Source organism: Streptomyces sp. NPDC059524, from assembly GCF_042749255.1.
GTDB classification, from domain to species: Bacteria; Actinomycetota; Actinomycetes; order Streptomycetales; family Streptomycetaceae; genus Streptomyces; species Streptomyces xanthii.
This window is the reverse complement of sequence record NZ_JBHYTK010000187.1, coordinates 7129-13789: the sequence shown is the minus strand read 5'-3', so window position 1 is coordinate 13789 and position 6661 is coordinate 7129. Positions and strand designations below refer to the sequence as shown.

Annotated in this window: 5 protein-coding genes; 3 read left to right on the top strand and 2 right to left on the bottom strand. The window is 72.0% G+C overall.

Annotated elements, in window-relative coordinates; translation table 11 throughout:
- Positions 1–153: 153 nt before the first annotated feature.
- Together ACFW9D_RS34045 and ACFW9D_RS34040 are read left to right on the top strand one after the other, a co-directional pair.
- Positions 154–288, top strand: coding sequence for an SPW_0924 family protein (locus ACFW9D_RS34045; RefSeq protein WP_188339526.1), 135 nt, complete (start codon positions 154–156; stop codon positions 286–288).
- A 56-nt stretch (positions 289–344) separates the two neighbouring features.
- Positions 345–1337: a DUF3068 domain-containing protein gene (locus ACFW9D_RS34040; RefSeq protein WP_188339527.1), complete on the top strand. Its 993-nt coding sequence runs from the start codon at positions 345–347 to the stop codon at positions 1335–1337.
- Here the strand turns inward: ACFW9D_RS34040 and hrpB are convergent.
- Together hrpB and ACFW9D_RS34030 are read right to left on the bottom strand one after the other, a co-directional pair.
- A complete protein-coding gene (hrpB, locus tag ACFW9D_RS34035) occupies positions 1327–3861 on the bottom strand; it encodes an ATP-dependent helicase HrpB (protein ID WP_384628510.1) in 2535 nt (844 codons plus the stop codon). The two genes, ACFW9D_RS34040 and hrpB, sit on opposite strands and share 11 nt — an antisense overlap.
- Before the next feature lie 21 nt (positions 3862–3882).
- Positions 3883–4725, bottom strand: a complete 843-nt coding sequence (locus ACFW9D_RS34030) for a class I SAM-dependent methyltransferase (RefSeq protein ID WP_384628507.1) — start codon at positions 4723–4725, stop codon at positions 3883–3885.
- Positions 4726–5110: 385 nt separating this feature from the next.
- Here ACFW9D_RS34030 and rpsA point away from each other — a divergent pair, with 385 nt between their 5' ends.
- Complete coding sequence (gene rpsA / locus ACFW9D_RS34025) at positions 5111–6610, top strand: 30S ribosomal protein S1 (RefSeq protein WP_188339530.1); 1500 nt, start codon at positions 5111–5113, stop codon at positions 6608–6610.
- Positions 6611–6661 lie beyond the last annotated feature (51 nt).

Genomic DNA, 6661 nt, shown 5'->3' with positions numbered 1-6661 from the left:
CCCCCGGCCCCCGAAGGCCGGGGGCTCAGGTCGTCTCGGCTCGTCTCGGCTCGTCTCGGGTCGTCCTGTTCCGCCTGTTCTCATCTGCCCCCGGCATTGCTACGGTGCACCGACCCAAGAGGCCTGACGCCCCATCAGATATGGAGGTCGGACATGCGCGCCCTCATCGCGGCCGCGATCGGACTGGCCGCGGCCCTCGCCCTCGTGCTCACGATCACGGCGATCGGCGCCCCGGCGGGCAAGACCTCGCCGAAACCCCTGCTCACCACCGTCCCCAAGCACGTCTGAACCGACCCCGAGCACCCCGAGCACGTCTGACCGGACCGCCGAGGAGGGCCGCCGAGATGCGCCGCAAGGCAAGCCTGATCCTGCTCGCCTTCGCCGTGTTCTTCACGGCGATGTCCCCGCTCATGCGCTGGTACGCGTTCCCGCGCCTGGCGAAGATCCCGCCCAGCCAGTACCAGAACGTCGTCCTGGAGGCCAAGAACCCCACGCTGCTCGACTACGGCACCATGCAGGCCAAGAAGGTCTCCAAGGTCAGTATCGTGCAGACCCTCAAGGGCGACGTCGAGAAGGCGAAACGGATCAGCGACAGCGCCGGCCGCGACGTCGTCGTCTGGGACGCCCTGTCCTACGTCGTCGGACCCGACGGCAAGATGGTCTCCAAGATCCCCGAGCGCTACATCTTCGACGCCCACAGCTCCGAACCCGTCCACGCCACCGGCGAGATGGTCGACGGCGACCCGGTCCGGCGCGACGGCATCGAGTTCAAGTGGCCCTTCCTCACCGAGAAGCGCGACTACGAGTACTTCGACGCGCAGGCCCGTATCACCCGCCCCATCCACTACAAGGGCACCACGACCTTCCGCGGCATCAAGGTCTACTACTTCGAGCAGACCATCCCGTGGATGAAGGTCCCGCTGCCCAGGACGATGCCGGTCCCGGGCATCACACCCGAGTCCGTCGCCAAGACCGGCACCACCCGCTGGTACACGACCACGCGCAAGTTCTGGGTCGAACCCACCACCGGCGCACCGGTCTACGGCGAGGAGATCATGGAGAACGAGCTGCGCGGCGGCACCCTGCTCGGCGGCCGCGACAAGGTCACCGTGTTCAAGGGCCACGTCAAGATGCGCGAGGACTCCATCCAGGCCACCGTCGACCTGGTCAGCTCCAACCGCGTCCTGGTCCTCCTGCTGACCTCGTACCTGCCCTGGGGCTTCCTCGGCCTCGGCGTGCTGCTGCTCGCCCTGTCCCTGTGGCTGGAGGCCCGCAGCCGGCGCCCCGGGGACCCGGAGGGCACGGCCGTGCCGCACCCCGAACCGGTCAGCGCCTGAGCCGCGCGTTCGTGTACCGGGTCGCCTCGGCCGCCGCCGGATCCTCCGGCCACGGATGCTTCGGGTACCGGCCACGCAGATCGGCCCGCACCGCGCGATAGCCCTCGCGCCAGAACGACGCCAGATCGGCGGTCACCGCCGCCGGACGCCCGGCCGGGGACAGCAGGTGCACGAGCACCGGCACCCCGGCCAGGCGCGGCGTCTCCTGCAGCCCGAACATCTCCTGCAGCTTCACCGCGAGCACCGGCCGCTCCGGATCCCCGTAGTCGACCCGGATCCGCGAACCGCTCGGCACCTCGAGCCGCTCCGGCGCCAGCTCGTCGAGCCGTGCCGCCTCACCGCCCGCCCACGGCAGCAGCCGCGTCAGCGCCCGCCCCGCGTCGATCCGCCCCAGATCGGCCCGCCTCCGCGCCGCGCCCAGCTCCGGCTCCAGCCACTCGTCGGCCCGCGCCAGCAACGCCGCGTCGCTCACGTCAGGCCAGGGATCCCCGAGCTGATGCCGCAGGAACGCCAGCCGCTCCCGCAGCCCCCGTGCCTCCCGGTCCCACCGCAGCAGCCCGACCCCCTCCCGCCGCAGCCCCTCGAGCAGCCCTTCCCGTACGAGCCCGGGCGCGGGGTCCCTGATCGGGCGCACCGTCAGCTCGACGGCCCCCAGCCGCTCCACGTGCCGGGCCACCAACTCCCCGTCCGCCCACGCCACTTCGTCGCCCTCGCCGTACAGCGAGCCGGCCGCCCACCGTGCGACGTCCTCGTCCACGACCGCCCCGAGCCGCACGCGCGCGTGCCCGGCGCCCACCGGCCGGTCCGCCACCGCGACGGCCACCCACGCCGCGTCCCGCAGCGCGCTCCCGTCCCCGGCCTCGGCCCGCGTCCCGGACACCATGAGCCACGACCCCTTGTCCTTACGGGCGATCCGCTCGGGAAACGCGAGCGCCGCGACGACCCCGACGACGTACTCGTCCCCGGCCTGCCCCCGCGCAGGCGCCGGACCACCGCCGGTGCCCTCCGGCGCGGAGTCGCCCGCGAGCGACGACAGCCGCCGCACCTCCTGACGCCACCGCCCCGCGTACGCGTCACCACCACGCCGCGCCGCCCGCAGCGCCCCGGCCAGATCGTCCCCGTACTCGCGCGGCGGCTCCTCGCTCAGCAGGGCCACCGCCTCCGCCGCCCGCCGCGCCGTCACCACCGGCGCCGCGTCGAGCAGCGCCCGGCCGAGCCGCGGGTGCAGGCCGAGGCGGGACAGACGCCGGCCCCGGTCCGTGACCCGCCCCGAGTCCGGCTCCACCGCACCGACCGCCGTCAGGACCTCCCGCGCCGCCGCCATCGCCCCGGCGGGCGGCGCGTCGAGCAGAGCGAGCCCGGACCCGTCCGGGCTGCCCCAGCACGCCGCCTGCAACGCGAACGCCGTCAGGTCCGCCACCTTGATCTCCGGCGACGGGAAGCGCGAAAGACGGGCGTCCTCCGCCTCGTCCCAGCAGCGGTACACGAACCCGGGCGCCTCACGCCCGGCCCGCCCCGCGCGCTGCGTACCGGACGCCCGCGACGCCCGTACCGTCGTCAGCGCGCTCAGCCCCCGCGCGTGATCCACCCGCGGCTCCCGCGCCAGACCCGCGTCCACGACGACCCGCACCCCCGGCACCGTCAGCGACGACTCCGCGACCGCCGTGGCCAGGACCACCCGGCGCCGCCCGCCGGGAGAGAGCACCGCGTCCTGCACCGCGGCCGGCGCCCGCCCGTGCACCTGCAGCACCTCGACGTCACCCAGGGCGCCCAGCAGGCCCGCCACCCGAGCGATCTCGCCGACCCCGGGAAGAAAACACAGCACGTCCCCGGACCGCTCCGCGAGCGCCCGGCGCACCACCGACGCCACATGCGTGAGCAGCGCCGGATCCACCCGCATCCCGTGCGGCGGCCGCACCGGCCGGGCCGGCGGCGCCCACACCGTCTCCACCGGGAACGAGGCGCCCTCGGCCGTCACCACCGGCGAGCCCCCGAGCAGCGCCGACCAGCCCTCCGCGTCGGTCGTCGCCGACGCCGCGACCAGTTCCAGCTCGGGCCGCAGCGTCTCGCGCACGTCCCACAGGAACGCCGCCACCGTGTCCGCGTCCAGATGCCGCTCGTGCACCTCGTCGAGCAGGACCACGTCGACGCCGGCCAGCTCCTGGTCGCGCTGGAGCCGCTGCACCAGGACACCCGTGGTCACGACCTCCACGACGGTGCGCGGCCCGACGGCCCGCTCGCCGCGCACCGTGAACCCCACCCGCTCGCCGACCCGCTCGCCCAGCAGCCACGCCATCCGCCGCGCCGCCGCCCGCGCCGCGATCCGGCGAGGCTCGGCGACCACGACCCGGCGCACCGGCCCGTCCCCGCCGAGCAGCCCGGCCAGGAACAGCGGCACCAGCGTCGTCTTGCCGGTGCCCGGCGGGGCGACGAGCACCGCGACCCCGCCCGCGTCGAGCGCGGAACGCAGCGCGGGCAGCGCGGAACGGACGGGGAGGGCCTCCAGGGCCGCGTCACGGATCACCCGGCCAGTGTCTCGTGCGTTCTAGTCCCGCTCGCACACGAAGATGGCGGTGCCCGGGATCAGGTTCCCGCGCAGCGGCGACCAGCCGCCCCACTCCTGCGTGTTCCACGCGGGCCACTCCGGTTCCACGAGGTCCACGAGCCGGAAGCCGCCCGCGACCACGTCCCGCACCCGGTCACCGACCGTGCGGTGGTGCTCCACATATACGGCGCGCCCCTCCTCGTCCTGCTCCACATAAGGAGTGCGGTCGAAGTACGACGCGGCGACGCTCAGCCCCTCGGGGCCCGGCTCGTCCGGGAACGCCCAGCGGATCGGGTGCGTGACGGAGAAGACGAAGCGGCCGCCCGGCCGCAGCACCCGGCGCACCTCGCGCAGTACCCGGACCGGGTCGGCGACGAAGGGCAGCGCCCCGTACGCGGAGCAGGCCAGATCGAAGGAGCCGTCCAGGAAGGGGAGCGCCCCCGCGTCCGCCTCGACGAGGGGCACCTTCCCGCCGTCGATGCGCAGGGCGTGCTGCAGCTGGCGGTGCGAGAGGTCGAGGGCCACCGGGCGGGCGCCCTGCGCGGCGAGCCAGCGCGAGCACTGGGCGGCGCCCGCGCCGATCTCCAGGACGTCGCGGCCGGCCAGCTCCTCCGCCGGGCCGAGCAGCTCGGCCTCCACCTCGTCGAGGCCCTCGGGGCCCCACACGAAGCGGTCGTCACCGAGGAAGGTGCCGTGCTCGATCTGGTACTCGTCCGCGTTCCGGTCCCACCAGCCGCGGTTGGCCCGGGAGCTCTCGCCCGTGCCGGCGTCGCGCCGGGTGGCCGTCGAATCCTCGTCCACGGAGGACGCCGGTGCCGCCGGCAGGGACTCGTGCGCTTGCATGCGTCCGGACTCTTGGATGATGGGCTCCCTCGTCGTACTCTTCCGTAACCCCGTCGCCGGGAAGAGGGCGCCGCGAGCGTTCGCTGCGGCCCTCGTAGCCTCGTGCGACAGGATTTCTGCCGGGATTGCGGCGATCCGCCCCTGGTGTGCGCCTTCGCGCATTGACCGTGCCCGGCAGCCCCCGTATGCTACAAGTTGCGCTGCGGGCCTGCGCACCTCAGACATAGCAGGCTGTGCTCGCATCTGTTGCATGTCCCCTCGGTTGTCGAGGCGCCCCCGGTTCCGGGCAGGCGCTTCCTAGGCTGTCCGGCTTCTTCGGTGCGAAACAGGTTCCCGGCGTAGCAGTACCCACCGACTTTCAATGTCCGCCGGAGCCCTTTCCCACATGACGAGCAGCACCGAGACCACCGCCACCACCCCGCAGGTTGCGGTCAACGACATCGGTAACGAGGAAGCTTTCCTCGCCGCCATCGACGAGACGATCAAGTACTTCAACGATGGCGACATCGTCGACGGCGTCATCGTCAAGGTTGACCGGGACGAGGTTCTCCTCGACATCGGTTACAAGACCGAAGGTGTCATCCCGAGCCGCGAGCTCTCGATCAAGCACGACGTCGACCCGAACGAGGTCGTGGCCGTCGGCGACGAGATCGAGGCCCTGGTTCTCCAGAAGGAGGACAAGGAAGGCCGCCTGATCCTCTCGAAGAAGCGCGCTCAGTACGAGCGTGCCTGGGGCACCATCGAGAAGATCAAGGAAGAGGACGGCATCGTCACCGGTACCGTCATCGAGGTCGTCAAGGGTGGTCTCATCCTCGACATCGGCCTCCGCGGCTTCCTCCCGGCCTCCCTGGTCGAGATGCGCCGTGTCCGCGACCTCCAGCCTTACGTGGGCAAGGAGCTCGAGGCGAAGATCATCGAGCTGGACAAGAACCGCAACAACGTGGTCCTGTCCCGCCGTGCCTGGCTGGAGCAGACCCAGTCCGAGGTCCGCCAGACGTTCCTCACGACCCTCCAGAAGGGTCAGGTCCGCTCCGGCGTCGTGTCCTCGATCGTCAACTTCGGTGCCTTCGTGGACCTGGGTGGCGTCGACGGTCTGGTTCACGTCTCCGAGCTCTCCTGGAAGCACATCGACCACCCGTCCGAGGTTGTCGAGGTCGGCCAGGAAGTCACCGTCGAGGTCCTCGACGTCGACATGGACCGCGAGCGTGTCTCCCTGTCGCTGAAGGCGACGCAGGAGGACCCGTGGCAGCAGTTCGCCCGTACCCACCAGATCGGCCAGGTCGTCCCGGGTAAGGTCACGAAGCTGGTTCCGTTCGGTGCGTTCGTCCGCGTGGACGAGGGCATCGAGGGTCTGGTCCACATCTCCGAGCTGGCCGAGCGCCACGTGGAGATCCCGGAGCAGGTCGTCCAGGTCAACGACGAGATCTTCGTCAAGGTCATCGACATCGACCTCGAGCGTCGCCGCATCAGCCTCTCGCTGAAGCAGGCCAACGAGGCCTTCGGCGCCGACCCGTCGGCCGTCGAGTTCGACCCGACCCTGTACGGCATGGCCGCGTCGTACGACGACCAGGGCAACTACATCTACCCCGAGGGCTTCGACCCCGAGACCAACGACTGGCTCGAGGGCTTCGAGACCCAGCGCGAGGCCTGGGAGACCCAGTACGCCGAGGCGCAGCAGCGCTTCGAGCAGCACCAGGCTCAGGTCATCAAGTCCCGCGAGGCCGACGCCCAGGCCGAGGCCGAGGGTGCCGGCGCCGCCGGTGCCGCGCCGGTCGCGTCCGGTGGCGGTTCCTACTCCTCGGAGTCGGACGACAACTCGGGTGCGCTTGCTTCGGACGAGGCGCTCGCCGCGCTGCGTGAGAAGCTGGCGGGTGGCCAGAGCTGAAACGCTCTGCGCTAGCAGCTAGTTGAACAGTGGGCCCGCACCATGTGGTGC